Below are 25286 nucleotides of genomic sequence, written 5' to 3' on the forward strand. Positions count from 1 at the left end.
GGGTTTCCATCCGCCACCGCAAAGGGAAATACAGACCCTTTCGCGGTGAAAGGGAAGTTACAAGGTCGCGGCAGCGGGATGAGGGGGAAACCTTCAGGCGAGATCATCACCGCTCATACGGGCTCCACCTCATCCGGCCCTTCGGGCCACCTTCTCCCCGCAGGGGAGAAGGGAAAGCGGAGACGCCGGCATCCCTGTGTACCGGCACCGGCAGCCTTGACCTTTCGCGCCCGTCCCCTTAACCCGCCGTCAGACATCGCATCGGGGGCAAGCGCATGAAGGTTCTGTTGATCGGATCGGGCGGACGCGAGCACGCGCTCGCCTGGAAAATCGCGCAGTCGCCGCTGCTCGCCACGCTCTATGCCGCCCCCGGCAATCCCGGCATCGCCGAATGCGCGACGATCGTTCCGCTCGACGTCGACGACCACGCCGCCGTCTCGGCCTTCTGCCGGGACAACGACGTCTCGCTCGTCGTCGTCGGACCGGAGGCGCCGCTGGTCGCGGGCCTTGCCGATGCGCTGCGCGCCGGCGGCATCGCCGTCTTCGGCCCCTCGGCCGCCGCCGCGCAACTGGAGGGCTCGAAGGGCTTCACCAAGGACCTCTGCGCGAAATACGACATCCCGACCGGCGCCTACCGGCGCTTCGCCGATGCCGCCGCCGCCAGGGCCTATGTCGCCCGCGAGGGCGCGCCGATCGTCGTCAAGGCGGACGGGCTTGCCGCCGGCAAGGGCGTGACCGTCGCCATGACGCCCGACGAGGCCCTCGCGGCCATCGACGACTGCTTCGACGGCGCCTTCGGGGCCGCGGGCGCCGAGGTGGTGGTGGAGGCCTTCCTCGACGGCGAGGAGGCGAGCTTCTTCTGCCTCTGCGACGGCGTGAACGCCCTGCCGCTCGCCTCCGCCCAGGACCACAAGCGCGTCGGCGACGGCGACACCGGCCCGAACACCGGCGGCATGGGCGCCTATTCGCCCGCCCCGGTGATGACGCCGGAGATGGTGGACCGCACGATGAAGGAGATCATCGTGCCGACGATCCGCGGCATGGCGGCGGAGGGGCACCCTTTCCAGGGCGTGCTCTTCGCCGGGCTGATGATCACGGCGAAGGGGCCGGAGCTCATCGAATACAACGTCCGCTTCGGCGACCCGGAATGCCAGGTGCTGATGATGCGGCTCGAGAGCGACCTGCTGCCGCTCCTCCACGCGGCGGCGACCGGCGGGCTGGATGCCGTGACGGCCGAATGGCGCGACGAGACGGCGCTCACCGTCGTCATGGCCTCGAAGGGCTATCCGGGCGCCTACGAGAAGAACACTCCGATCCTCGCGCTTCCCGCCGACGACGCGGGAACGAAGGTGTTCCATGCCGGCACAGCCTTGAAGGACGGCCGACTGGTGGCGACCGGCGGGCGCGTGCTCAACGTCACCGCCGTCGCGCCGACCGCCGCCGCGGCGCAAAAGGCGGCCTACCAGGCGCTCGACCGGGTCGAATGGGAAAACGGCTTCTGCCGGCGCGACATCGGCTGGCGCGCCGTCGCGCGCGAGCGGGGCTGAGGAAAATCGGCACATCGCTCGAATTTTAGCGATTGTCCTGACCGGGCCGTAACCGGCCGGCGCTATTCTCCCCTCAACGACACGGGAGATCCTTCGATGCGCATCCTGCCTGCCGCGACCTTCGCCGTCCTCTTCATGGCCGCCCCGGCCCTCGCCTCGTCCATCGAGCCCTTCACCGCGGCGACGGGCTCCGGCGGCAGCGTCTCCACCGTCTCCTGCGCCGCCTGCCCGGCGCTGAAGGCGAAGCCGAAGGGCGAGACCTATCACGTCGAGGCGATCGCGCCCGGAACGCAGAAGATCGAGATCCGCGAGGAGAACGGCGAGCGCAGGATCTACCGCACCGAGGCCTGGATGGGCGGCTCGCCCGTCACCTTCGTCAGCAAGGCGCCGGCCGAGCCGGTCGAGGCGGCGGACGCTGCGGACGACGCGGCTCCGGCGGTCGAGGAAAAGATCGACGCAAACGCCCGCACCGGCGCGCTCGACACGGCCGCCGCGGACGAGACCGCCACGGCCGCGATGAGCGTCTCACGGGAGTTTGATCCGTCCGGATTTGCACTCCGGCTCAATTGAGGCCATAGTGACGAGGCACGTCCCTGCCTCTCAGTCACCTGACTGACGAGAATCCGCTTCGCGGACGTCTTGCGCCCCTGGTCCTAGAGCGGGGGCGCAAGCGCGAGAAGGGGTGCCACGCGGCTATCCCGAAATCTTCGAGAAATCCGCGACCGTGCCGGTCGCCGAGCGGATCGCGGCGAGCAGCGCCAGCCGGTTGGCGCGGACCGCCGGGTCGTCGTCGTTGACGAGCACGTCGTCGAAGAAGCGGTCGACCGGGGCGCGCAGCGCCGAGAGCGCCGTCATCGCCGCCTGGAAGTCCTCCTTCGCGACGGCAGCCGCCGCCTCTCCGGCGGCCGCCGCGACGGCCGCGGCGAGCGCCTTCTCGGCATCGAGCGACAGCAGCCCGGCATCGACTTCGGCCGCGACCGCCGTGCCCTTCTTCTCCTCGGCCGCGAGGATGTTGGCGGCGCGCTTGGTGCCGGCGAGCAGGTTCTGCCCTTCCTCGGAATTGAGGAAGGCCGTCAGCGCCTCGACGCGGCGGGCGACCATCAGCAGGTCGTCGGCCTCGGGCGTCAGCACCGCGTCGATCAGGTCGTGGCGCGCGCCCATGTCGCGCAGGTAGACCTTCAGGCGGTCGTGGAAGAAGGAGAGCAGGTCCGTGTCGCCGGCCACGGAAAGCAGCGGCAGGCGGATATCCTTCTCCAGCAGGATGCGGATAACGCCGAGTGCCGCGCGGCGCAGCGCATAGGGATCCTTCGAGCCGGTCGGCTTCTCGTCGATGCGCCAGAAGCCGGACAGCGTGTCGAGCTTGTCGGCGAGCGCCACGGTGAGCGCCACCGGGCCGGCCGGCACGCGGTCGGAGGGGCCCTGCGGCTTGTAGTGGTCCTCGATCGCCTCCGCGACGGCGTCGTCCTCGCCCTGGAGCAGGGCGTATTTGCGGCCCATGATGCCCTGCAGCTCGGGGAACTCGCCGACGGCCTCGGTGCGCAGGTCCGCCTTGGCGAGCACCACGGCGCGGTCGACGAGCACCGGATCGGCGCCCGTCACCGTCGCGAGCGCCGCGGCGAGCGTGCGGATGCGGGACACGCGTTCGCCCTGCGTGCCGAGCTTGGCATGGAAGGTGACGGCGAGCGCATCGAGCTTGGCCATGCGCTGGTCGAGCGGCTTTGTCAGGTCGAGGCCGAATTTCGCGGCGGAGGCCGACAGCGTGGCGAGATCCGGCAGGTCGCCCTGGTCGCGCAGCCAGAAATGGCGGGCATCCGAGAGCCGCGCACGCACGACCTTGCCGTTGCCGTGGACGATCTCCCTGCCGCCGTCCTTCGCCGCGATGTTGGCGACGAGGATGAAGTGGTTGGAGAGCGTCTCCGCGCCCGGCCTGCGGGTGACGAAGCATTTCTGGTTCGTCTTGATGGTGAGGCGGATGATCTCCGAGGGGATCGACAGGAACTCCTCCTCGAAGGTACCCATCAGCACCTGCGGATACTCGACGAGGCCGGAGACCTCCTCCAGCAGGCCCTCGTCCTCGACCAGCTCCAGGCCGTTGGCGAAGGCGATATTGGCGGCGTCGCTGGCGATGATCTGCTTGCGGCGCTCGGCGTCGAGCACGACCTTCGCCTTCTCGAGGCTCGCCACATAGTCCTCGAAGCGGCGCACGGTGATCGCCTCCGGCGCGTGGAAGCGATGGCCCCAGGTCAGGTTGCCGGCGACGATGCCGTCCACCTCGAAGGGCACGACGCGCGTCTCCTCGGTCTCCGCGCCGAAGGTGCAGAGGATGGACTGCAGCGGCCGCACCCAGCGCAGCGCGCCGGGCTTGGCGGAGGCGGCACCCCAGCGCATCGACTTCGGCCAAGGGAAGCTGCGGACGATGCCGGGCAGGACCTCGGCGATGATCTCTTCGGCCGGGCGGCCGGGCCTGACGATATGGGCGACGTAGAAATCGCCCTTCTTCGGATCGCTGTGGACATGGGCCTCGGCGACGGAGGAAAGCCCCGCGCCGCGCAGGAACCCTTCGATCGCCTTCTCGTTGGCATCCGTGCGCGGGCCCTTGCGCTCCTCGCGGATGTCGGCCGAGCGGGCGTTCAAACCGCGGATGTCGAGGGTCAGCCGGCGCGGCGTCCAATATTCCCGCGCGCCCTCGTAGGTCAGCCCCGCCTCGACCAGCGCATCGGTGACGAGCTTCTTCAGATCGCCGGCCGCCTTGCGCTGCATGCGGGCGGGGATTTCCTCGGAGCGGAGTTCAAGCAGGAGATCGGGCATGTCATTCTTCCTCACCCTCCCTGGCGAGGGAGGGATGGCACGGTGTGCCGTGGCGGGGTGAAAATCGTGTGCCTCTGCTAGCAAAATCAGGCGCTGCTGTACAACGGCAAATATGGTGTCCAGCACCGCGTCGAGTTCCACCATGGCCTCGTGGTTCCAAAAGCGGATGACCTGATAGCCCTGACTTTGCAGATAGGCCGTACGCAGCGTGTCACGGGCGAGGGCGGCGTCTTCTCCGTGCTGGCCGCCATCGAGCTCGATGACGAGGCCGATCCGATGTCAGGCGAAATCGGCGAGATACCGGCCGATCGGAACCTGGCGGCGGAAGTGCGTGCCTCCGGCCCGCAGGCGGCAGGCATCGGCGGTCCCGAAGCGGGTCAGCGGGGTGGCTTCGAATCTGCCATGCGTCTCTCCCGTCCTGCCTTGTCACCCCCAACGGCCGCTTCGCGGCGACCTCCTCCATCGAGGGGGAGGTGGAATGCCGCGCCGCCTCATCCGCCCCTCCCCTCGATGGAAGGATCGGCCCGAAGGTCCAGGGTGGGGTGATCCGCGGCGGCTTCTACCACCCTCCCCCGCCGCCACCGCCGCCGCCGCCGCCGGAGAAGCCGCCGCCGGAGGAGAAGCCGGAGGAGGAGCTGCTGGGCGGGGGCGGGAGGGAAGCGGTGAGCGTGCCGGCCATGGAGCCGGCGAAGTCGCTCATGCGGCCGGAGAGGTTTCCGGAGGAGAAATCGCCGTGGTACCAAGCGGGCTGGTAGGCGGCCGCGGCACCCGCGGCGACGGCGGCGGCGAGCCAGCGCTCGAAGGCCTCGGACCATGGCTTTTCCACGCCGAGCGCCACCGCGTAGGGAAGCAGCGTTTCGAAATGCCGGGGCGACATTTCCGGCGCGCCGGCCATGTTCATGCGGTCCTTCTCGGCGAGCGTCAGGTATTGCCTCAGCCCGGCGATGCCGTCCATCATCCGCCGGCCGAGCGGCGTCGGCGCGCCCATCAGGAAGAAGAAGACGAGGTTCGCCCCGACGATGCCGCCGACCGCCATCAGCAGCGGCAGATGGCTCGTGACGATGCCGCTCGCCATCAGCGCGAGCAGGATGCCGCCGAAGACGCTTACCGCCACGAAGCCGACGAAGGCGATGACGACGATCGCCATGATGCGCGCGCCGAGCGAGCGGGCCCGGGCGAGGTTCCTCCCGAGCGTGACGGAGAAGATCGCCACAAAAATGGAGGCGACGACCGGCACGACGACGAGCGCGACCGATTCCTCGTCCAGCGCGCCGAAGGCGACGACGGCGAAGAGGCAGAGCGCCGAGAGCGCGACGCCGACGAGGATCTGCGGCCAGTTGGCGAGATAGTACTTGCGGCGGTGCTCCTTCTCCATGGCGGCGCGGAAATCCGCGCCGAGGCTCTGCACGCGCTCGCCGTGCTCGCGGTCGATCCTGAGGCTCGCGCCCGCCTCGGAGAGCGACTTCAGGATCTCCGCCTCGCCGGTCGGCAGCTTCGGCGGGGCGGGCTTGTCCGTGCGGGTGACAACGATCGTGCGCTTCAGGTCCTTCAGTTCCACCAGTCCCTTGACGGCGAGGTTGAGGAGCGAGGCGGAGACCGCCGTCCAGCCCTGGCCGCGAAAGCCCTTGCCGTCGATATAGTTGACGAGCGCCGGCGAGATGCCCTCCGGCGGGTCCCAGCGCGGCACGACGACGCCCGCCGGCGGGTCGCGCCCGACCGCGCGCCAGGCGAAGACGTACCAGGCGAGCACGGCCGCGAGCCCGCCGAGGCCGATCAGCGTGTCGCGGTTGTCGCGCAGCCACCACGCCCGCTCCTGCGCGGCACTCGGCCGGTCGATGCTGCCGGCCGGCATCTTCACGCCGATCGTCAGGCCCTCGCGGGGGCCGAGCGCCCGCGTGGCGGAGAAGACGGCGCTCCCGCCGCGGTTCTCCGCCCGCGCGTCGCGGCCGGTCGCGCCGTAGCCGCCCGTGAACGCGGTCAGCTCCGTCGCAGCGACGCCCTCCGGCAGGGTGACGGTGGCGCCCGCCGCGCGGATGGGGAACGCCCATTCCGTGCCGGTGACGTTCCAGAACAGCTCGTCATGGCCCTCGAAGAAGCGGATCTGCCGGCCCGTCTCGTAGGTGAGCCGGTATTCGTGGAAGCCGGGGGAGAGCTGCGTCCCGGCCGAACCGAAATAGATGCGGATGCCGCGGCGCGCGCTTTCCGTATGGTATGGCTCCGGGCGGCCGTCGCGCTCGACGCTTTCGATCTCGAAATCCACCTCCCGCTCGCGCCCCGAATCGTCGAGCGCGGTGAGCGGGAAGTCGCGGTAGACGCCGCGGCGGATGCGGTCGCCCTCGGCATGGACGCGGATCGTCTCGGTGACGGTGAGCATGCCGTCCCTGGCCACGGCGATGTCGGCGTGGTAGCGGTCGATATATTCCTCCGCCCGCGCCGTGCCCGCGAAAAGCAGGCAGGCCGAGAGGACGAGGGCGGCGATCCGCAGCATGGTCAGAACTTCACGCCGGGCACGGCGCGGTCGGCCGGGTTGTCGATCTCGAAATAGGGCGCCTTGACGAACTTGAAGACCGTCGCGACGAGATTCGAGGGAAAGCTCTCGACCTTGACGTTGAGGTCGCGCGCGGCGCCGTTGTAATAGCGGCGCGACATCTGGATCTCTCCCTCCAGCGTCTCCAGCGTCTGCTGCAGCTCGGCGAAATTCTGGTTGGCCTTGAGGTCGGGATAGGCTTCCGCGAGCGCGAAGAGCCGGCCGAGCGCCTGGCCGAGCAGGCCTTCCGCCTGCGCCCTGCCCGCGATGTCGCCGGCCGGCACGGCCTGGGCGCGGTTGCGCAGCTCCACGACCTTCTCCAGCGTCTCCTTCTCGTGCGCGGCATAGCCCTTCACGGTTTCGAGGAGATTGGGGATGAGGTCGGCGCGGCGCTTCAGCTGCACGTCGATGCCCGACCAGGCCTCCTCCTTCACCTGCCGCGCGCGCACCAGGCCGTTGTAGATGACGATGGCATAGATGACGACCACCGCCGCGATTGCCAGACCGATCATGTCGCTCTCCGCTTTCCGTTGACGGGCGGAGATTAGCATCCGACGCGCCGGGGGAAAGCCCCTTCCTTCGGGACCTGTCACCGCGGGAACCGCGGCGGGGTCCGCTTTGGCCGATAGTCACGCCATCGCAACGCCAGCCCCCGAAGCAACCGCCATGAAAGCCCTCGTCCTCGCCATCAACGTCATCGGTTTTTCCGCCCTCTTCCTCGCCTACACGATGGGAGCCTCCGCCGAGCGGCCGAAGGGCGTGCGCCGGGCGCTGCAGACCTATGCCGGCCAGCTCCCGACCGGGGCCATGCCGACGCTGAAGCCGGTGTGGGAACTGGGCGTGAAGACGGCGGCGCTGGCTTGAGGCGGGAAGGATTGCCCCTCATCCCCCTGCCGGGACCTTCTCCCCGCAGGCGGGGAGAAGGGGAACTTGGCCAAGGGTTTCCTGATATCCGGAAAACAGCGCGGCATCACCTTCTCCCCGCCTGCGGGGAGAAGGTGGCGGCAGCCGGATGAGGGGCTTATGCCCTCAGGCCGCGTCCTTCTTCCAGTTCGCCCCGCCCGCGTCCGTCAGCAGGAAGGCCTCGCCGCAGGCCTTGGCGAGCGTGCGCACGCGCAGGATGTAGCTCTGCCGCTCGGTGACAGAGATGACGCCGCGCGCATCGAGCAGGTTGAAGACGTGGCTCGCCTTGATGCACTGGTCGTAGGCCGGCAGCACGCATCTGTGCAGCGCGTTCGTGTCGCCCGGCGCGCCGGCGGAAAGCAGCGCCTGGCACTCCGTCTCGGCGTCGACGAAATGGCGGTGCAGCATCGCCGTGTCGGCATATTCGAAATTGTGGCGCGAATATTCCTGCTCGGCCTGCAGGAAGACGTCGCCGTAGGTGATCTTCTCGTCGCCCTCGCGGCCGTTGAAGTTGAGGTCGTAGACGTTGTCGACGCCCTGCACGTACATGGCGAGGCGCTCCAGCCCGTAGGTGAGCTCGCCGGAGACGGGCGCGCATTCGATGCCGCAGACCTGCTGGAAATAGGTGAACTGCGAGACCTCCATGCCGTCGCACCAGCATTCCCAGCCGAGCCCCCAGGCGCCGAGCGTCGGGCTCTCCCAGTCGTCCTCGACGAAACGCACGTCGTGCAGCAGCGGGTCGAGGCCGATCGCCGCGAGCGAGCCGAGATAGAGCTCCTGCAGGTTCGACGGGTTCGGCTTCAGGATCACCTGGTACTGGTAATAGTGCTGGAGGCGGTTGGGGTTCTCGCCGTAGCGGCCGTCGGAGGGACGGCGCGAGGGCTGCACATAGGCCGCCCGCCACGGCCGGGGACCGAGCGCACGCAGCGTGGTCGCCGGATGGAAGGTGCCGGCGCCGACCTCCATGTCGTAGGGCTGGAGCACGGCGCAGCCCTTGTCCGCCCAGTAATTGTGGAGCGTCAGGATCAGCCCCTGGAAGGAGCGCGTCGGGTGCATGTGGTCAGTGGGCGTCATCGGTCCGGTCCGGGCATCTTGGAAAGCTGGCGGACTGGTGCCACGAGGCGCCTGCCCGCGTCAATGGCTTTCCAGCGAGCGGAACAGGCTCGAGCCGGCCGGCTGGGTGACGGCCTGGATGCGACGGGGCGCCAGCGTCGGCACATGGCGGAGCTGGCGTCGCAGGCCGGCGGGAATGCGGGCGCCGTACCAGGCGGCGAGCGCCGGCAGTTCGCGGGCGAGCGTGCTTTCCGGCCGCCAGCCGAGCGTCCGGAGCTTCGACGTGCCGAGCGGCGGGCGGCTCGCCTGGAAGGGCCGGCCGGCGACGAACTCGACGCCCGCCGTCGGCTCCGGCACCGCGTCGAGCACCATGCGCGCGACGGTGAGGATATCGTGCGTCTCCTCGCCCGCGACGTTGTAGGTGGTGTTTTCCGCGCCGTGCACGATGACCGCGCGCAGCGCCGCGCAGAAATCGCCCATCGCCAGGAAGGCGCGCCGCTGCAAACCGTCGCCGTGGACGGTGAGCGGACGGCCGACGGCGGCGAGCTCCAGGAACCGCGGCAGCAGCTTCTCCGGGTTCTGCCGCGTGCCGACGATGTTGGAAGGGCGCAGCACGCGGATGTCGAGGCCGAAGGCGCTGCGCACGCCGGCGATCAGCATTTCCGCCGCGGCCTTGGAGGCGGCGTGCGGGTTGTCGGGAAGGAGGGCCGCATCCTCGCCGAGCGGGCGGCCGTCGCCGGCGCCGTAGACCTCGGCCGAGCCGACATGGATCATCAGCGGCACGTCGCGCCGGCCCATGGCCTCGACCAGCACCTGCGTGCCGAGCGCATTGGCGAGGGTGAAGCGCTCGGGGACGGAGAAGGAGCGCTCGACATGGCTCTCGCCGGCCGCGTGCACGACGAGCTCGGCATCCTTCAGCACCTCCGTCACGAGGTCGAGATTGCCGACGTCGCCCTCGTGTAGCGTCACGCGGCCGGTAGCGAGTGCGGCGTCGAGATTGGAAAGGTCGGCGGCATAGGTGAAGCTGTCGAGAACGCGCACGCGGGCGGCCGGGCAGTGGGCGAGGAGGTCGTCGACGATGTGCGAGCCGACGAAGCCGGCGCCGCCGGTGACGACGATCGTGCGGATCGAGGCGAGGTCGAGCGAGGCCATGATGCTACTCCGTCTGCGTGGGGAATCGCGAATGCGCGACCCGAGCCGACAGATTGGACGTCCCGGCCGCCAAGGCAACGCGGCGGGCCGTTTCGGCCACGTAAAACGACCGTTAACCTTACCCCGGCTGGTTAACGTGCCGCGGCGGGACGCCTGCCCTTCCCGGAACGGCACAGGGCCGTGCCGGCCGCCTCACTCGTCGTCGCGGCGCAGGCGGTATTCGCCGGTCTCCGGATCCTTGACCAGCGTGCCGTCCGCGCCGGTGCGACGCTCGTCCTCGGCGTTGCGGCGCTGGCGGGTCAGCCGCTCGGCATCGGCGACGAAGCGGCGATAGCCGAACCAGATGGCGGCCGCGACCAGAAGCAGGAATATCAGTTGCGCCATTCTTCCTCCCCTCGGGCGCCCGGTCTCAGCCGGACAGGCCGTAGCGCGCCCAGAGCGCCTTCTCCTCCGCGAGCGCTGCGACCTCCGCCACGCCCGCCGAGCCTATACGCTCCCCCAGTCCCGAGGAAAGCCCCCCGCCGACGCCCGGCATGCGCCGGCCGAACAGGCCCTTGGGCGAGGAGACGAGCTCGGGCCGCGCCTTTTCGCCGTAGCGGCGCTTCAGTTCCGAGCGCATGTCGGCGAGCCCGTCGACGAGGCCGAGCGCCACGCCGCGCCCGCCCGTCCAGAACAGGCCGGAAAACAGCGCCGGATCGTCGGCGAGCCGGGGGCCGCGGCGCGTCTTCACCATGTCGATGAAGACCTTGTGGATCTCCAGCTGCAGGGACTTCAGGTGCTCGATGTCCTCCTCCCGCTCGGGACGGAAGGGATCGAGGATCGCCTTGTTCTCGCCGGCCGTGTAGACGCGGCGCTCGACGCCGATCTTCCTCAACAGTTCCGGGAAGCCGAAGCCGCCGGAGACGACGCCGATGGAGCCGACGATCGAGCTCGGGTCGGCGAAGATCTCGTCGCCGGCAAGCGCGATCATGTAGCCGCCGGAGGCCGCGACGTCCTCGACGAAGACGAGGACGCGCTTGTCCTTCTCGGCCGCGAGGTCGCGGATGCGCTGGAAGATCAGCCGCGACTGCACAGGCGAGCCGCCGGGCGAATTGATGGAGACGGCGACGGCGGGCGCATCCTTGTAGGCGAAGGCCTTGTCGAGGACGGGGGCGACGGCCGCCAGGTTGAGCGTCGGGCGGAACTGGCTGCCGCCCGCCATGATCGCGCCCTGCAGCCGCACGACGGGGATGACGGCGCCCTCCTTGCGGAACCTCTTCGGCACCAGCCTCTTCAAAAATCCGCCCATCGCGCGTTTCCGTCTCCTGTTTCTGCCCGGCTGATGTATGCACGGCGCGGCAAAACGCAAGGCCGCCTTTCACCGCGGCAGGCGCGGATAGGCGGCAAGGCCGTTGTTCAGCGCGTCGACGAAGGGGGTGAAGTCGTGCGCGCCCGGCTCGTGCATGACGATCGGCATGCGCAGCGCGAGCTTCGTGCGCGAGCCCTTGATGGCGGTGACGAGGATGCGCAGCGCCGTCTCGCCGGCACGCGCGTGGAGCGGGGTGATCTCGATTGCGCCGAAGCGGCGGCCGCAGGCGTCGACGATCTCCGCGATCGATTGCGGCCTTGCGATCAGCGAGAGCTGGCCGCCGGGCTTCAGGATGGCGCCGGCCGTCTTGATCCAGCGCTCGAACAGGCCGTCGTCCATCGCATGCGCCTCCGCCTTCAGGGCGTCGGGCGTGCGGCTGTCGGCGCGGGCGTTGAAGGGCGGATTCATGATGACGTGGTCGTGTACGTCGTCGGCGAGGCCCGCCGCCAGCCGCGCCCGGCCGGTGAGGGAGACGTCGGCCTCCAGGAGGGAGACGCGGGGCGCGAGACGGGCATTCGAGGGCAGGGCCAGCGTCTTGCGGGCAAAGCCCGCCATCAGCGGCGAGCGCTCGACCAGCAGCACGCGGGCCTCCGGCAGGCGCGCGGCGACGGCGAGGCCCGCGGCACCCGCGCCGGCGCCGAGATCGGCGACGCGGATCGCCCCCTCGCCGGTCACGAGCGCGGCGAGCAGCATGGCGTCCATGCCGGAGCGATGGCCGATGCCCTTCGGCTGGACGAGGTGGAAGCGGCCGTAGTGGAAGGCGTCGACGGTTTCGGTGAGGGTCATCGAGCGGCAGCCTCGGCGGTGGGCGGCGTGCACGCGATACCCCCCTCTGCCCTGCCGGGCATCTCCCCCTCAAGGGGGGAGATCGGCAAGAGGCTGGAACCTCGCTCGAACTGCGGCGCTGAAGGTAGGCGAAACGGTGCCCCGTCCGATCTCTCCCCTTGAGGGGGAGATGCCCGGCAGGGCAGAGGGGGGTGGACTTTCCTCACGGCCTCAGCTCCGCCGCCAGCCCCGCGTCCTTGAGGATGCGCCGCGCCTCGTCCGCCCGCCCGCTCTCCACCAGGAAGCGGCGCGGCAGCATGCCGAGCGAGCCCTCCAGGATGCTCATCGCCTGGTCGGCGATGAGGCAGTGGATGCCCGCCTCCTTCATCAGGCTCTCGACGAAGGAGAGCAGCACGGCGTCGTTGGTGCGGATCAGTTCGATCATTTTCCAGCTCTAAATCCGGGGCGGGACAATTCGCCTCTTGCCGCATGGAGCCCCGCTTTCTATTGTCTTTCAACAAAAATGAACAGGAGTCCGGGCATTTGGGCGTTGTGATACCGCTTGAGGAAGGCAAAAACAAACAGGCTTCGGTGAAGCCGCTCGTCGACCTCACCAGGGCCGACATGGAGCGGGTGAACCAGCTCATCCTGTCGAAGGCGGGTTCCGACGTGCAGATGATCCCCGAAGTGGCGAACCATCTGATCTCCTCGGGCGGCAAGCGGCTGAGGCCGATGCTGACGCTCGCCGCCGCCGCGATGTTCGGCTACCAGGGCGACCAACACGTCAAGCTCGCCACCAGCGTCGAGTTCATGCACACGGCGACGCTCCTGCACGACGACGTGGTCGACGAGAGCGACTTGCGCCGCGGCAAGTCCACCGCCCGCACGATCTGGGGCAACCAGGCGAGCGTGCTCGTCGGCGACTTCCTGCTCGGCCAGGCCTTCAAGATGATGGTCGAGGTCGGCTCGCTGGAGGCGCTCGACGTGCTCTCCACCGCCGCCACCGTGATCGCCGAGGGCGAGGTGCTGCAGCTTGCCGTCGCCAAGAACATGGAGACGACGGAGGACGACTACCTCCAGGTGATCCGCGCCAAGACGGCGGCGCTCTTCGCGGCCGCCGCCGAAGTCGGGCCGATCGTCGCCAATGCGGGGCGCGCCGAGCGCAATGCGCTGAAATCCTACGGCATGAACCTCGGCCTCGCCTTCCAGCTCGTCGACGACGCGCTCGACTACGGCGGCAAGGCGGCCGATCTCGGCAAGAACACCGGCGACGACTTCCGCGAGGGCAAGATCACGCTGCCCGTCATCCTCGCCTGGCGGCGGGGGACGGCCGAGGACCGCGCCTTCTGGCGCGAGGCGATCGAGGGCGGTGCGAGCGACGATGCCAACCTGGAGCGGGCGCTGGCGCTCATCGCGCGCTACGGCGGCCTTGCCGACACGATCGCGCGCGCCCAGCACTACGGCACGATCGCCCGCGACGCGCTCGCGCCGCTGCCGGAAACGCCCTGGAAGGAAGCGCTGCTCGACGTCATCGACTTCTGCATTTCCCGCGTCAACTGACGCAGATCCGGGTGGCAGGAATTTCTTGCCGCACCGCGCCAAAAAAGCCATTCTCTGCCGTCATGATTCCGGCATGGCGTCGCGGCCGGCCCTGCCGCGACCTCTTCCGGGCGACGGGCCACAGTTCTCGCGAAAGGCATCTGGATGCGGCATTCCCTTCTCCTTCGGCTCCTCTCCGGCGCTGCGATCGCGGCCAGCCTGCTGCTGACGGCGCCCGGCGCGCGCGCGGAAGATGCGCCCGCCGCCGAGGCCGGCGAGGAAACGCCTTTCGACCTGTCGAGCGTCTCCACCTTCTCCGGCGCCTTCCTCGCCGCGCGCACGGCGGATTTCGACAAGGACTACGACACGGCCGTCTCCCTCTACCGGATCGCGCTGCAGTTCGACCCGACCAATGCCGACGTGAAGCAGCGGCTGATGATCACGCTCCTGATGAGCGGCCATTTCGACGAGGGCGCGAAGCTCGCGGAGACGCTGAAGGGCGATGCCGCCGTCGAGCGCATCACCACGGTGGTGCGCGGCATGGAGGCGATCCGCAAGCGCGAGTACAAGACCGCCGAGAAGATCCTCGTCTACAACGGCCCGAACGACCTCGACCGGATGATGAACGACCTTCTGCTCGCCTGGGCGAAGTTCGGCGACGGCCGGCCGAAGGAAGCGCTGAAGCTCATCGCCGGGCTCGAGGGCCCGGAATGGTTCGGCATCTTCACCAATTACCACGCCGGGGCGCTGGCCGCGGCGGCCGGCGACAAGGCGACCGCGCGCGCCCGCCTCAACGAGGCGATCCTCGACCGCAGCGGCGCGAGTGCCGCCCCCGACACGTTCCTGCGCGCCGTGATGGCGCTCGCCCGGCTGGAGGCCCGCGAGGGCAACCGGCAGAAGGCGCTCGACGCCGTGTCGGTCGGCGACAATTTCATCTCCAGCTACGCGCCGCTCAAGGCGCTGCGCCAGTCGATCGAGGCCGGCGCGCCGCAGGAACAACAGGTGCGCACCGCGGCGCAAGGGGCCGCCGCCGTGCTCTTCTCGATCGGCGGGGCGCTGAACCGCGAGGGCGCGGAGGACATCGTCTCGCTCTACCTCCAGGCCGCCCGCGCGCTCGACCCGGAGAGCGACGACACGCTGGTGCTGCTCGGCGGGCTCGCCGAGAACATGAAGAAGCCCGAGCGCGCCATCGAATATTACCGCGCGGTACCGGAGAACTCGCCGATGCGGCGCATCTCCGAGTTGCAGCTCGGCCTCAACCTCGCCGACACCGGCAAGGTGGCCGAGGCGAAGGAGCACCTCTCGAAGCTGATCGAGGCCGACCCGAGCGACCTGCGCAGCTATCTCGCCCTCGGCAACGTCTATTCCGAGGCCAAGGAATACAAGGAGATGGGCGAGCTCTACGACCGCGCCGTCGCCGTCATCGGCCCCGTGCCGAACCGCACGCACTGGAGCATCTTCTTCCAGCGCGGCATCGCCTACGAGCGGCAGAAGAAGTGGGACCAGGCCGAGCCCAACTTCCGCAAGGCGCTCGACCTCAATCCCGACCAGCCGCAGGTGCTCAACTATCTCGGCTATTCCTGGGTGGACATGGACATGAACCTCGAGGAGGGGCTGGACATGATCCGCAGGGCGGTGAGCCTGCGCCCCGACGACGGCTACATCGTCGATTCGCTCGGCTGGGCCTACTACCGCCTCGGCCGCTACGACGACGCGGTGACCGAGCTGGAACGGGCGGCCGAGCTCAAGGCCGGCGACCCGACGATCAACGACCATCTCGGCGACGTCTACTGGCGCGTTGGCCGAAAGCTGGAGGCGACCTTCCAGTGGAACCGCGCGCTCGGCCTGAAGCCGGAAGAGGTCGAGATCCCGAAGATCAAGGAAAAGATCGCCAACGGCCTGCCGGACCTGCCGAAGACCGAGCCCGCCTCGGCCGAGGCGAAGGAGGACAAGCCGGTCCAGAACCCCTCGCCCGAAAGCAGCGCGGCCGACCGCAAGTCCTGATCCGGCGATGCTGTCGCACGCGTTTCCGCCGGGCTGCGCCCTCGTCGAACCGGCGCCGGCCAAGATCAACCTCGCGCTCGCCGTCGTCGGCCAGCGCGCGGACGGCTACCACCTGCTCGACAGCCTCGTGACCTTCACCGCCTTCGGCGACCGCATCGGCTTCTCGCCGGCCGCCGAGGACCGCTTCACGCTCTCCGGCCGATTCGCCGGCACGCTCGGCGGCGACGGCAACCTCGTGCTTTCCGCCCGCAACCGGCTGCGCGCCGCCCTGGCCGCGACCGGACAGGCCGCGCCGCCCGTGCACATCCATCTGGAGAAGAACCTGCCGGTCGCGGCCGGCATCGGCGGCGGCTCGGCGGACGCCGCGGCGGCGCTGCGCGGGCTCCTCGCCTTCTGGCGGGCCGGCCTGCCGCAGGCGACGCTCGACGCGCTCGCCATCGGGCTTGGCGCGGACGTGCCGATGTGTCTTGCGAGCCGGCCGCTCGTCGCGCGCGGCGTCGGCGAGGAGATCGTGCGGCTCGCCATGCCCGCGCTGCCAGTGGTGCTCGCCAATCCGCTCGTCGGCGTCTCGACGCCCGCCGTCTTCCAGGCGCTCGCCGAGAAGCGCAATCCGCCGCTCGACCTGCCGCGGGCGGCGGGCATCGACTGGCCGGCGCTCATCGCCCGGCTGCGCAACGACCTGGAGCCGCCGGCGCGCCGGCTCTGCGGCGAGATCGCCGCGATTTCCGACAGCCTTGCGGCAAGCGGCGCCGGCCTCGTTCGCATGTCCGGCTCCGGCGCCACCTGCTTCGGTCTCTATGCCTCGCCCGGCGAGGCCCGGGCGGCCGCGGACGGGCTTGCCCGCCGGCACCCGGACTGGTTCATTGTCGCCACGACGACGCTTTGCGAGGACGACGGCCATGGCCGGGCTTGACGAGACGCGCCCCTTCATTCCGCTCGGCATCGCCGTGCTCACGGTCTCCGACACGCGCGACCTCGCGACGGACCGGTCCGGCGACACGCTCGCCGCCCGCATCGAGGCGGCCGGCCACCGGCTCGCCGCCCGCATGATCGTCACGGACGACGTCGCCGCGATCCGTGAAGCAGTCGAGGCTTGGACGCGGGACGAGGCGGTCGACGTCGTCATCACCACCGGCGGCACCGGCTTCACCGGCCGCGACGTGACGCCGGAGGCGCTGGAGCCGCTGTTCGAAAAGCGGATGGACGGCTTCTCCGCCGTCTTCCACCGCATCTCCTATGACAAGATCGGCACCTCGACGATCCAGTCGCGGGCGACCGGCGGCGTGCTCAACGCCACCTTCATCTTCGTGCTGCCCGGCTCGCCCGGCGCCTGCCGCGACGCCTGGGACGGCATCCTGAAGGCCCAGCTCGACTACCGGCACATGCCCTGCAACTTCGTCGAGATCCTGCCGCGCCTCGACGAGCACCTGAGGCGCGGCAAGGGCTGAGCCTGTTCCATGGAGAACAGCGGACCGGCGCGCCGGCCGCTACGATGCCTCCCATTCCCGAACACAGGAGCGCGGACATGGGACGGACGATCAGGGGCACCAGCGGCGCCGACCGCATCATACAGGGCGGCAGCATCAACAATGCCGAGCTCGTCGTCCGCGCGCTCGGCGGCAACGACACGATCGTCCTCAACCGCACCGACGACTTCGGCGGGCGCAACGACGTCGACGCAGGCCGCGGCCACGACAAGGTCGTCAACCTGAAGGAGGACGGCAACGTCATCCGGCTCGGCGCGGGCAACGACACCTATGCCGGCACCGGCTTCGGCTCGTTTTCCAGCGAGCGCGGCGACCTCGTCAAGGCCGGCGCCGGCAACGACAAGATCGCCGTCGTCACCTTCAAGAGCACCTATCTCGGCGAGAGCGGCAACGACCGCTTCTTCTCCGTCGGCCAGCAGAACACCTTCCACGGCGGAACGGGCCGCGATTCGATCAGCTACGTGCCGCGCGACGACGACACCGTGGTCGGCGGGACCGGCGTCGGCATCGACCTCGGCCGCGGCTTCGCCCAGACCGGCGCGAACCGCTTCGAGCGGCTGATCAGCATCGAGAACGCCGGCGGCACCAATGCCGGCGACGAGATCCTCGGCTCTGCCAAGGCCAACGTGCTGAAGGGCCTCAAGGGCGACGACGCCATCGCCGGCGGCGGCGGCAAGGACGTGCTCGCCGGCGGCCGCGGCATGGACGCGCTGCAGGGCGACGGCGGTGCCGACCGCTTCGACTTCAACTCCACAGCCGAATCGGCCGTCGGCGCCCGGCGCGACGTCATCCTCGACTTCGACCGCGGCGAGCGCGACCGCATCGACCTTCGCGACATCGACGCCAATGCCGGCCGCGGCGGCAACCAGGCCTTCTCCTTCGTCGGCGAACGGGATTTCTCCGGCAAGGCGGGCGAGCTGCGCTTCAACGACGGCATCGTCGCCGGCGACGTCAACGGCGACGGCCGCGCCGATTTCGAGATCGGGGTGCGCGGCATCGACAGCCTGCTGAAGGGCGACTTCCTGCTCTGACCGGAGCATTTGTTTTCGCCGCATCGTCCGACGCCGAAGCGATCCAGCCTCGGCTGGACGTGCCTAGGCTCCGCGCATGACCTTCATGGCCCAGGCCGGCACGATCTCGGCGACGAGCCTGCGCGCGCCGCCACGCTTCGCCATCTCGGCGAGCGCCATGCCGCTCGCCACGGTGGCAGAGGCCTGGCGCTTGCTGACGAGGTATCCCCGCTCCAGCGCCGGCCGGCGGCGCAGGCGGCTGAAGAGCGGCGGGCGGTGGCTGCGCGAGCCGGAGAAGTGCGCCGGCCTCTTCTCGATCGCGACATGGTCGACGACGGCGTCCACCCAGCCGGCGAGCGGGCGCGCGCCCGGCTCCAAGAGCAGCAGCCAGTCGCCGCGCGCCGAGCGAACCACGTCCTTCATGTCCCACTCGGTGAGGAAGCGGCAGCCGGCGGCGTCCGCCACCTTCGACGAGCCGTCGCGCGAGCCGCGGTCGAGCACGATGACGTCGCGCACGATGCCCTCGACGGCGCCCGCCACCAGCGCCGACAGGGTCTGCGCGAGTTCCGCCTCGTTGTCCCGGCATTCCATGATGATCGTCAGCATGACCCTTCAATATCGCATCGCAGCATGGATTTCCACCGGCATCCGCGGCCGGCCGGCGCGCGTTCCGCGAATTTGTTCTTGCAATGTTCTCATTTCGGCGATAGGAATATAGTCATTGAATCGGGGCCGAGCGATGCCCCCGGAGACAGCCATGAACGATCTTGCCGCACTCGGGCAGGGCGCGCTCGCGCCCGGCCACACGAAGGACGTTGCCGAGGCGCTGATGGCGCGGTCGGGCCTGCGCGTCGAGGTGGACCGCCGGCGCGGCCGCGGCGCGGGCCTCAACTTTTCCGGCCGTTTCGAGCCGGTGGCGCGGGAGGCCTTCGACGACGGCTGGCAGACGCTGGAGGAGCTTCCGCCCTTCCGCACCGAGGTGCAGGTGGAGCGGCCGCGCACCATCATCACCCGCAACGAATCCCCCGACATCCCCTTCGACCGCTCGATCAATCCCTATCGCGGCTGCGAGCACGGCTGCATCTACTGCTTCGCCCGGCCGACGCATGCCTTCATGGGCCTTTCGGCGGGGATCGACTTCGAGGCGCGGCTCTTCGCCAAGCCGGACGCACCGAAGCTCCTGGAACGGGAACTGTCGAAGCCCGGCTACAAGCCGCGGGTGATCGCCATCGGCACCAACACCGACCCCTACCAGCCGGTGGAGAAGGAATGGCGGATCATGCGCCAGATCCTCGAGGTGCTGGACGCGGCGAACCACCCGGTCTCGATCGTCACCAAGTCGGCGCTGATCCTGCGCGACATCGACATCCTCGCCCGCATGGCCGCGCGCGGGCTCGCCTGGACCGGCATCTCGGTAACGACGCTCGACCGCAAGCTCGCCCGCTCGATGGAGCCGCGCGCGGCGACGCCGCCGCGGCGGCTGGAGGCGATCCGCGCGCTGTCGGAGGCCGGCATTCCCGCGGCGATCATGATGGCGCCGGTCATCCCCGGCCTCAACGACCACGAGATCGAGCGGGTGCTCGATTCGGGCAAGGCCGCCGGTGCTGCCGAGGCGAGCTACGTGCTGCTCCGCCTGCCGCTGGAGGTGAGCCCCCTCTTCCGCGACTGGCTGCTGCGCAACTATCCCGACCGCTATCGCCACGTCATGTCGCTGGTGCGCTCGATGCGCGGCGGCAAGGACTACGACGCGGAATTCGGCAAGCGCATGAAGGGCGCCGGTCCCTATGCCTGGCAGATCGCCCGGCGCTTCGAGATGGCCGCCAAGCGGCTGGAGCTGACGCGCACGCGCCGCAACCTCGCCGTCGACCAGTTCGTGCCGCCCGCCGGCGGCGGCGTGCAGCTCTCGCTGCTGTGAGCTCCGGCCGGGCTTCCCGCCCGGTCCTTCTCCTCTTCCGGCCGCGCCTTCCCCGGGCGCCCGGATGTCCTCCGGCCGCCGCCTCCTGCCGGGGGACTTGCAGGGAATCGGAGGGATGTGCGAGGGTCTCCGCATCATGACCCGCCACACTGCCTCCGATTCCCCCCTTCTCTTCGACCTGCCCGAGGGGCCGGACTTCCTGATGGAGACGGCCGCGCGCAGGGCGGGCCTCTGGCCGGTCGCCGGCACCGACGAGGCCGGGCGCGGGCCGCTCGCCGGCCCCGTGGTCGCCGCCGCCGTGATCCTCGATCCGGCGGCGATCCCCGACGGCCTCAACGATTCCAAGCAGCTTTCGGCCGCCCAGCGCGAGGGGCTGTTTGCCGCCATCCTTTCGACCGCCCATGTCTCGGTCGCCTCCAGCTCGGCGCGCCGCATCGACGGGACCGACATCCGCAAGGCGAGCCTCGACGCGATGCGCCGCGCCGTCGCGGGTCTCTCGCTCGCCCCGCGCCTCGTGCTCGCCGACGGGCGCGACGTGCCGCCGGGCTTTGCCTGCGAGGGCCGCGCCGTCATCAGGGGCGACGCCCGCTCGCTCTCCATCGCCGCCGCCTCGATCGTCGCCAAGGTGACGCGCGACCGCATGATGGCGCGCGCCGACCACACCTTCCCCGGCTACGGCTTCGCCGCGCATGCCGGCTACGCCACCGTCGTCCACCGCCGGGCGATCGAGACCATCGGCCCCTGCCGCCTCCACCGCATGACCTTCCGGCCGCTCAAGGCAGAGTAAGGAGCAACGGCTTTCGTCACGATACCCCTTCCGGCCTGCCGGCCATCTCCCCTCAAAGGGCAGGGCTATTGCATATGGAGGAATGCCGAGGGTGCCTCCTGCCCCTTCTCCCCGCCGGGGAAGGTCGCGGCAGCGGGATGAGGGGGCCCGCAGGCAGCATGCGGCAAGCTTGCCCCCTCATCCGGCCCTTCGGGCCACCTTCTCCCCGCCGGGGAGAAGAGAAGCGGCGGCGCATCCATGCCATAAGCACAAACGCGAAAAAGGCCGGATCGCTCCGGCCTCTCGTCATTCATTCAGAAAGGAAGCCTCAGTTGAGGCGGGTCTTCACCTGGCCGATGGCGTCGGCGAAGAGCGCCTTGCCGGTGGCGGCATCCGTCTTGGCGGCGATCACCTTCTCGGCGGCGGCGACGGCGAGGTCGACGGCGGCGGCGCGCACGGCGTTGATCGCGTCGGCCTCGGCCTGGCGGATCTTCTGCTCGGAGAGCGCGTTGCGGCGGGCGACGTATTCCTCGGTCTTCTGCCGGGCCTCGGCGGCAAGCGCGCTCGCCTCGCGCTCGGCGGCGGCGACGATGCCGGCGGCTTCCGCCTCGGCGTCCTTGCGCTTGCGCTGGTATTCGGCGAGCAGGTGCTGGGCCTCCTCGCGCAGGCGCTTGGCCTCGGCGAGCTCGTTGGAGATCTTCGCGGCGCGGGCGTCGAGGCTCTTCGCCATCATGCCCGGCACCTTGAGGTAGACGACCAGGGCCAGGAACAGCAGGAGGCCGACGAAGGCGAAGAAAGTGGCGTCGAATTGCATGGGTGCCTCCTTATTTGCCGGCGGCCGACTTCACGGCGGCGGAAATCTCGGCTTCGCTCGCCTTGGCGCCGATCAGCTGCTCGACGACGGCGGCGGCCGTCTCCTCGGCGATCGAGCCGACGTCGGCAAGCGCCTTGGCCTTGATCTCGGCGATGCGGGTCTCGGCACCGGCGATCTTTTCCTGAAGGGCCGCCTCGGTGCGGGCGCGCTCGGCGTCGGCCTTGGCCTTGGCCTCGTCGCGGGCTGCGCTGGCGATGGCGTTGCCCTTGGCGCGGGCGGCGGCGAGGTCCTGCTCATAGGCGGCGATCGCCGCATCCGCCTCCGCCTTCAGGCGGGCGGCCTCGTCGAGGTCCTGGGCGATGCGGTCGTGGCGCGTCTCGAGGATGCCGCCGATGCGCGGAACGATGACCTTCGACATGAGAAGGTAGAAGAGACCGAAGGTGATCGCCAGCCACAGGAGCTGGGACGCGAACGTGGTCTGGTCGAACGGCGGGAAGACGCCGGTGGCGTGCTCGTCGCCGTGTGCGACACCCGTCTCGGTGTGCACCTCGCCGGCCGGCTGGGCCTCATGCGTCACGGCAGGAGTCTCGGCCTGGGCGATTTCGAAAGGGGTGGACTCGGCCGACGCCGGGGTCACAAACATGCTCACCTCCAGGGGGGCACTCTCAAAGGGTGTCCTTGCAGATATGCGGACCACGGCCCGGAGGGCCGTGGTCCCGCCTCAGGCCGTATCAGACGGCGAAGAGGAGGAGGAGCGCGATGAGCAGCGAGAAGATGCCCAGAGCTTCCGTAACGGCGAAGCCGAAGACGAGGCGGCCGAACTGGCTGTCGGCAGCGGACGGGTTGCGCAGGGCGCCGGCAAGGTAGTTGCCGAAGATGTTGCCGAGGCCGAGAGCCGTGCCGGCGAGACCGAACGTGGCAAGACCCGCGCCGATGAACTTTGCTGCTTCCGCTTCCATGTTGAACTCCTTGAATGGGTTGTTGCGGCTTATGAGCGACGCCGGGAGGCGTCGACGACTTTCTTCCTAGTGACCACCCGGATGCACGGCATCGTTGAGGTACATGCATGTCAGGACCGCGAAGACGTAGGCCTGCAGGAACGACACGAGGAATTCGAGACCGACCACGGCGACGGTCATGAGCAGGGGCAGGACCGCCCCCACCACGCCGACGGCGCCGAGCGCGCCGAGCGAGGCGACGAAGCCGGCGAAGATCTTGAGGGTGATGTGACCCGCCAGCATGTTGGCGAAAAGACGGATCGACAGGCTGATCGGGCGCGAGAGGAACGAAATGACCTCGATCGAGACGACCAGCGGCAGGAGCACGCCGGGAACGCCCGCAGGCACGAAAAGCTTCAGGAAGCCGAAACCGTGCTTGTAGAAACCGTAGAAGATCACCGTGCCGATCACGAGCATCGCCAGCGCGAAGGTAACGATGATCTGGCTGGTGACGGTGAAGAAATAGGGCACCATGCCGATGAGGTTCGCCGTCAGCACGAACATGAACAGCGAGAAGACGAAGGGGAAGAACTTCATCCCTTGGCTGCCCGCCCCTTCCCGGAGCATCGAGGCGATGAACTCGTAGGACATCTCCGAGACGGACTGCATGCGGCTCGGCACGAGGCCGCGCTGCGAGGTGGTGAAGTAGAGGAAGCCCGCCGCGGCGGCGACGGTCGCGACCATGAACAGCGAGGCATTGGTGAACGAGAAGTCGATGCCGCCGATCTCGATCGGAACAATCTTGTTGACCAGGAACTGATGGGTCGGATCGTTTGCCACCGCTTGTCTCTCTCGCTTGCCCGCCGGAGCGGAAGTCACCCAATGTTCGAACCGCGCGCGCCTTACGCGCCGTCCGTCTTTCCGGTTCCGTCACGCCCGCCGGGATCCCGGCCTGCCAGCCTGTCCACCGGATGGGGCGAGGCCACTAGGCCCGCCGCGCGCATGACGTTCAGCACGCCGGCACAGAAACCCAGCAGGAGAAGGATGATCATCCCCCACGGCCCTGTACCCGCAAAATGGTCCAGAAGATAGCCCAGAAGCGCACCGACGATGACGGCGGCGACGAATTCGCTGGAGAGCTTCATGGCGACCGCATAGCCCTTGCGGCTTTCGGATGCCCGCTCCTCGGCGGCCGTCCCGGCCTCTTCCTTGCCGCGCCTTTCCGCGAGTTCCGCGTCCAGTCGCTTCAGCCGGTCTTCCAGACTTCCCTTCCGATCGGTCATGGCGTTCCCTTTCGTCCTCTCCGCCGGGCGTTTCGCCCCATTGCGGACATAATAACGGCTAGGGTTCAAGCCATATCCAGCCCTTTTGAAGTCGGGCGCAACATAGTTTTAGGGATCGGCATAGTCAAGGCGTGGCGGAGCTTTGCGCCACAGCAAAAATATCCATTTAAATCAATGGATTACCCGAAATCACGGAAGATTGTCCCCCGCCGGACGGGAATCGCCCGGCCCGCTGCGGCCGGACTCGCCGCAAGGCCCGCGCCCCTCAGCTCCAGCCGCCGCCATAGGTGCGGTAGAAGATGTGCCGGCCGATCTTGGCCATCCGCTTCATCGTGCGTCCCCACGGCGGACGGACGTAGGTGGCGTGGTAATGCGTGGCGGAGCCCACCTCCTCGAGCCAGATCTTGCCGGCCGTGACGGCCATGGCGATCTCCTTCGCCGTCTTCCAGTGCCAGGGCCCGAGAATCAGGTCGGGGATGCGGTCGCAGGCGAACGAGAACTGGCATCGGTTGCGCCAGTCGCGGTTCTGGTAGACGACGCCGCAGATCGTCTTCGGATAGGCGGGATTGCGCACGCGGTTGAGGATGACCTGCGCGACGGCGGCCTGGCCCTTCAGCTCCTCGCCGCGCGCCTCGAAGTAGATGCCCTCGGCGAGGCACTTCTGCTCCTTCTCCGAGAAGACGCCGGCCGGCAGCGGGGTCGCCGCCCAGGCGTGGTCGTCCGGCGCGATGTCGGGGATGAAGCGGCCCGCCTCCCGTTCCGGCTTCAGGATCGAATCGAACGGGGATTCGCGCGCATAGTCCGGCTCGACGCGGGCATAGGCGGTCGCCAGCACGTCGGCCCTGTCGTTGGTGACGAGGTTCGCCAGCATCGCCGGCACGCCGGCATCCTTCGCGACCGGCTTCTTGCGGTAGAAGGCGGTGGCGATCTCGATCTCCCGCCCCTTGATCTTCGGCCGCACGAAGGTCATGCGCTCGCCTTTTTCCAGGGAGGGCGAGAGGAGGAAGCTGGTGCGCTCCAGGATCGAGCCGGCGGTGAAGTCCTTGGGCGGCGTCACCGGCATCACGGCGACGACGCGGCCCTTCTTGTCGCGTCGGTTGATGCGCTCCTCGTCGGGAATGCCGCCCTCGCCCTTCGCCTCGGCACGCAGCGCCGCCGTCACGCCGCCCGGCAGCTCCACGCCCGCGCCGCCGGCGACGGCGCCGGTGGTGATCGCGTCGGCGAAGGCGATCTCGACCTCGTGGATCGAGCCCGCCGGCGAGCGCGTCAGCACCATCTGCTGATTGCCGCCCTTGCGGTTGAGGCCGGCGAGGAAGGTGGCGAGGTCGGTATGGGCGGCCTGGCTGGGAAAGAGCGCCAGCAGGCCGAGCGCTGCGGCGAGCGGCGTCTTCCAGGTGCGCCAGAGAAGGGAAAGGCGGCCGCTGCCG

26 protein-coding genes and 1 pseudogene are annotated in these 25286 nt (G+C 69.3%); 10 read left to right on the forward strand and 17 right to left on the reverse strand.

What is annotated here, in order from left to right; genetic code table 11:
• The first annotated feature begins 275 nt into the window (after positions 1-275).
• Together purD and NNZ72_RS21070 are read left to right on the forward strand one after the other, a co-directional pair.
• Positions 276-1547 carry a phosphoribosylamine--glycine ligase gene (purD, locus tag NNZ72_RS21065; RefSeq protein ID WP_257317574.1) on the forward strand — a complete coding sequence of 424 codons (1272 nt, stop codon included), beginning with the start codon at positions 276-278 and terminating at the stop codon, positions 1545-1547.
• A gap of 96 nt (positions 1548-1643) precedes the next feature.
• Positions 1644-2117: a plant virulence effector HPE1-like domain-containing protein gene (locus tag NNZ72_RS21070; protein WP_257317575.1), complete on the forward strand. Its 474-nt coding sequence runs from the start codon at positions 1644-1646 to the stop codon at positions 2115-2117.
• 123 nt (positions 2118-2240) lie between these two features.
• Here NNZ72_RS21070 and glyS read toward each other — a convergent pair whose 3' ends face one another.
• The 4 genes and pseudogenes from glyS to NNZ72_RS21085 all read right to left on the reverse strand — a co-directional run bounded on the left by glyS (position 2241) and on the right by NNZ72_RS21085 (position 7394).
• The gene (glyS, locus tag NNZ72_RS21075) at positions 2241-4355 is read right to left on the reverse strand and encodes a glycine--tRNA ligase subunit beta (protein WP_257317576.1); all 2115 of its coding nucleotides are present in this window, start codon (positions 4353-4355) and stop codon (positions 2241-2243) included.
• Positions 4356-4466: 111 nt separating this feature from the next.
• A pseudogene (locus tag NNZ72_RS25555) lies at positions 4467-4628 on the reverse strand (endonuclease domain-containing protein); the annotation flags it as partial.
• Between the two features lie 286 nt (positions 4629-4914).
• Positions 4915-6843 (reverse strand): DUF2207 domain-containing protein, encoded by a 1929-nt coding sequence (locus NNZ72_RS21080; protein WP_257317577.1) that lies wholly within the window; start codon positions 6841-6843, stop codon positions 4915-4917.
• A 2-nt stretch (positions 6844-6845) separates the two neighbouring features.
• Positions 6846-7394: a LemA family protein gene (locus NNZ72_RS21085; protein ID WP_257317578.1), complete on the reverse strand. Its 549-nt coding sequence runs from the start codon at positions 7392-7394 to the stop codon at positions 6846-6848.
• A gap of 154 nt (positions 7395-7548) precedes the next feature.
• Between NNZ72_RS21085 and NNZ72_RS21090 the strand changes: the two genes are divergently transcribed.
• A complete protein-coding gene (locus tag NNZ72_RS21090) occupies positions 7549-7746 on the forward strand; it encodes a hypothetical protein (RefSeq protein ID WP_257317579.1) in 198 nt (65 codons plus the stop codon).
• A 165-nt stretch (positions 7747-7911) separates the two neighbouring features.
• Here NNZ72_RS21090 and NNZ72_RS21095 read toward each other — a convergent pair whose 3' ends face one another.
• From NNZ72_RS21095 to NNZ72_RS21120, 6 genes are all read right to left on the reverse strand, one after another.
• Entirely contained in the window at positions 7912-8859 is a 948-nt protein-coding gene (locus tag NNZ72_RS21095) for a glycine--tRNA ligase subunit alpha (protein ID WP_257317580.1), read from the reverse strand.
• A gap of 60 nt (positions 8860-8919) precedes the next feature.
• Positions 8920-9990, reverse strand: a complete 1071-nt coding sequence (locus NNZ72_RS21100; protein ID WP_257317582.1) for a dTDP-glucose 4,6-dehydratase — start codon at positions 9988-9990, stop codon at positions 8920-8922.
• A gap of 192 nt (positions 9991-10182) precedes the next feature.
• Positions 10183-10374 carry a hypothetical protein gene (locus NNZ72_RS21105; RefSeq protein WP_257317583.1) on the reverse strand — a complete coding sequence of 64 codons (192 nt, stop codon included), beginning with the start codon at positions 10372-10374 and terminating at the stop codon, positions 10183-10185.
• A gap of 25 nt (positions 10375-10399) precedes the next feature.
• Complete coding sequence (locus NNZ72_RS21110) at positions 10400-11278, reverse strand: S49 family peptidase (protein WP_257317584.1); 879 nt, start codon at positions 11276-11278, stop codon at positions 10400-10402.
• 69 nt (positions 11279-11347) lie between these two features.
• Positions 11348-12124, reverse strand: coding sequence for a tRNA1(Val) (adenine(37)-N6)-methyltransferase (locus NNZ72_RS21115; RefSeq protein WP_257317585.1), 777 nt, complete (start codon positions 12122-12124; stop codon positions 11348-11350).
• 202 nt (positions 12125-12326) lie between these two features.
• The gene (locus NNZ72_RS21120; RefSeq protein ID WP_257317587.1) at positions 12327-12548 is read right to left on the reverse strand and encodes a putative signal transducing protein; all 222 of its coding nucleotides are present in this window, start codon (positions 12546-12548) and stop codon (positions 12327-12329) included.
• Between the two features lie 98 nt (positions 12549-12646).
• Here NNZ72_RS21120 and NNZ72_RS21125 point away from each other — a divergent pair, with 98 nt between their 5' ends.
• From NNZ72_RS21125 to NNZ72_RS21145, 5 genes are all read left to right on the forward strand, one after another.
• Positions 12647-13663 (forward strand): polyprenyl synthetase family protein, encoded by a 1017-nt coding sequence (locus NNZ72_RS21125; RefSeq protein WP_257317588.1) that lies wholly within the window; start codon positions 12647-12649, stop codon positions 13661-13663.
• A gap of 144 nt (positions 13664-13807) precedes the next feature.
• Positions 13808-15646, forward strand: coding sequence for a tetratricopeptide repeat protein (locus tag NNZ72_RS21130; protein WP_257317589.1), 1839 nt, complete (start codon positions 13808-13810; stop codon positions 15644-15646).
• A 7-nt stretch (positions 15647-15653) separates the two neighbouring features.
• Positions 15654-16559 carry a 4-(cytidine 5'-diphospho)-2-C-methyl-D-erythritol kinase gene (locus tag NNZ72_RS21135; protein ID WP_257317591.1) on the forward strand — a complete coding sequence of 302 codons (906 nt, stop codon included), beginning with the start codon at positions 15654-15656 and terminating at the stop codon, positions 16557-16559.
• The gene (gene moaB, locus NNZ72_RS21140) at positions 16546-17094 is read left to right on the forward strand and encodes a molybdenum cofactor biosynthesis protein B (protein ID WP_257317592.1); all 549 of its coding nucleotides are present in this window, start codon (positions 16546-16548) and stop codon (positions 17092-17094) included. The genes NNZ72_RS21135 and moaB overlap by 14 nt, the downstream gene beginning before the upstream one ends.
• Positions 17095-17171: 77 nt before the next feature.
• On the forward strand, positions 17172-18164 hold the full coding sequence (locus NNZ72_RS21145) for a calcium-binding protein (RefSeq protein ID WP_257317593.1): 993 nt from the start codon (positions 17172-17174) through the stop codon (positions 18162-18164).
• A gap of 63 nt (positions 18165-18227) precedes the next feature.
• Here the strand turns inward: NNZ72_RS21145 and NNZ72_RS21150 are convergent, their stop codons facing one another.
• Positions 18228-18749, reverse strand: a complete 522-nt coding sequence (locus NNZ72_RS21150; RefSeq protein WP_257317594.1) for a glycosyltransferase family protein — start codon at positions 18747-18749, stop codon at positions 18228-18230.
• Between the two features lie 151 nt (positions 18750-18900).
• Here NNZ72_RS21150 and NNZ72_RS21155 point away from each other — a divergent pair, with 151 nt between their 5' ends.
• Positions 18901-20058, forward strand: a complete 1158-nt coding sequence (locus NNZ72_RS21155; RefSeq protein ID WP_257317595.1) for a PA0069 family radical SAM protein — start codon at positions 18901-18903, stop codon at positions 20056-20058.
• 136 nt (positions 20059-20194) lie between these two features.
• Positions 20195-20845, forward strand: coding sequence for a ribonuclease HII (gene rnhB / locus NNZ72_RS21160; protein ID WP_257317596.1), 651 nt, complete (start codon positions 20195-20197; stop codon positions 20843-20845).
• 307 nt (positions 20846-21152) lie between these two features.
• Here rnhB and NNZ72_RS21165 read toward each other — a convergent pair whose 3' ends face one another.
• From NNZ72_RS21165 to NNZ72_RS21190, 6 genes are all read right to left on the reverse strand, one after another.
• Complete coding sequence (locus NNZ72_RS21165; protein WP_257317598.1) at positions 21153-21638, reverse strand: F0F1 ATP synthase subunit B; 486 nt, start codon at positions 21636-21638, stop codon at positions 21153-21155.
• A gap of 10 nt (positions 21639-21648) precedes the next feature.
• The gene (locus NNZ72_RS21170; protein WP_257317600.1) at positions 21649-22281 is read right to left on the reverse strand and encodes a F0F1 ATP synthase subunit B; all 633 of its coding nucleotides are present in this window, start codon (positions 22279-22281) and stop codon (positions 21649-21651) included.
• Positions 22282-22369: 88 nt separating this feature from the next.
• The gene (locus tag NNZ72_RS21175; RefSeq protein ID WP_024270186.1) at positions 22370-22597 is read right to left on the reverse strand and encodes a F0F1 ATP synthase subunit C; all 228 of its coding nucleotides are present in this window, start codon (positions 22595-22597) and stop codon (positions 22370-22372) included.
• A gap of 66 nt (positions 22598-22663) precedes the next feature.
• Positions 22664-23416, reverse strand: coding sequence for a F0F1 ATP synthase subunit A (locus NNZ72_RS21180; protein WP_257317605.1), 753 nt, complete (start codon positions 23414-23416; stop codon positions 22664-22666).
• Positions 23417-23478: 62 nt separating this feature from the next.
• The gene (locus NNZ72_RS21185) at positions 23479-23859 is read right to left on the reverse strand and encodes an AtpZ/AtpI family protein (protein ID WP_257317607.1); all 381 of its coding nucleotides are present in this window, start codon (positions 23857-23859) and stop codon (positions 23479-23481) included.
• 265 nt (positions 23860-24124) lie between these two features.
• Positions 24125-25222: a cell wall hydrolase gene (locus NNZ72_RS21190; RefSeq protein WP_257317654.1), complete on the reverse strand. Its 1098-nt coding sequence runs from the start codon at positions 25220-25222 to the stop codon at positions 24125-24127.
• Positions 25223-25286 lie beyond the last annotated feature (64 nt).

The organism is Shinella pollutisoli, from assembly GCF_024609765.1.
Lineage (GTDB): Bacteria > Pseudomonadota > Alphaproteobacteria > Rhizobiales > Rhizobiaceae > Shinella > Shinella pollutisoli.